The following is a 579-nucleotide window of genomic DNA, read 5'->3' as shown; positions in this document are numbered from 1 at the left end:
CGCCCACCTCCGCGCCGCCGACCAGATCGTCTACCGCCTCAACCGGGTACCGGACAAGAACCACTTGGCCTTCCTCGACCTGGTCGGCATCACCCTCTTCCCGCCGTCCGCGGCGCGAGGTCGGCCGCAGGTGCTGGTGACTCAGCACGGGGCCGATACGCACTTCGAGGATCCGCTTGCTCATCTCGCTGTGTCGTTGGATGCGCAGCGGGCCGTGCAGGTCGCGTGTCATGAGCTGGCGCACGAGTACGCGGACGGGAAGTGGGTCGCGCTCGGTGGGGGTGGTTATGCCGTGGTGGAGGTGGTGCCGCGGTCTTGGACGCATCTTGTCGCGATCGCTGCGGGGCGGGAGATCGCGCCGGAAGCGGTGATTCCTGAGGGGTGGCGGCAGGAAGTGTTTGCTCGGACGCGGCAGTTGGGGCCGCAGCGGATGACTGATGGGCGGTGGCCGGTGGCCTACGCGGACTGGGAGTCGGGGTATGACCCCGGGGATCGTCTTGATCAGGCGGTGGTGGCTACTCGGCGGGCGGTGTTTCCGTTGCGGGGGCTGTTGGCGTAGGTCTCCGGTGGGTGTGCGGG

General features: G+C 68.6%; 1 pseudogene. It reads left to right on the top strand.

What is annotated here, in order from left to right:
* Positions 1-559 (top strand): annotated as a pseudogene (locus tag ACNFOC_RS55095) (hypothetical protein); the annotation flags it as partial.
* Between the last annotated feature and the right edge of the window lie 20 nt (positions 560-579).

Source organism: Streptomyces colwelliae (genome assembly GCF_048158785.1).
Taxonomy (GTDB): domain Bacteria; phylum Actinomycetota; class Actinomycetes; order Streptomycetales; family Streptomycetaceae; genus Streptomyces.
Note: the sequence above shows the minus strand (reverse complement) of the source record. Positions and strands in the feature narration are given on the sequence as shown.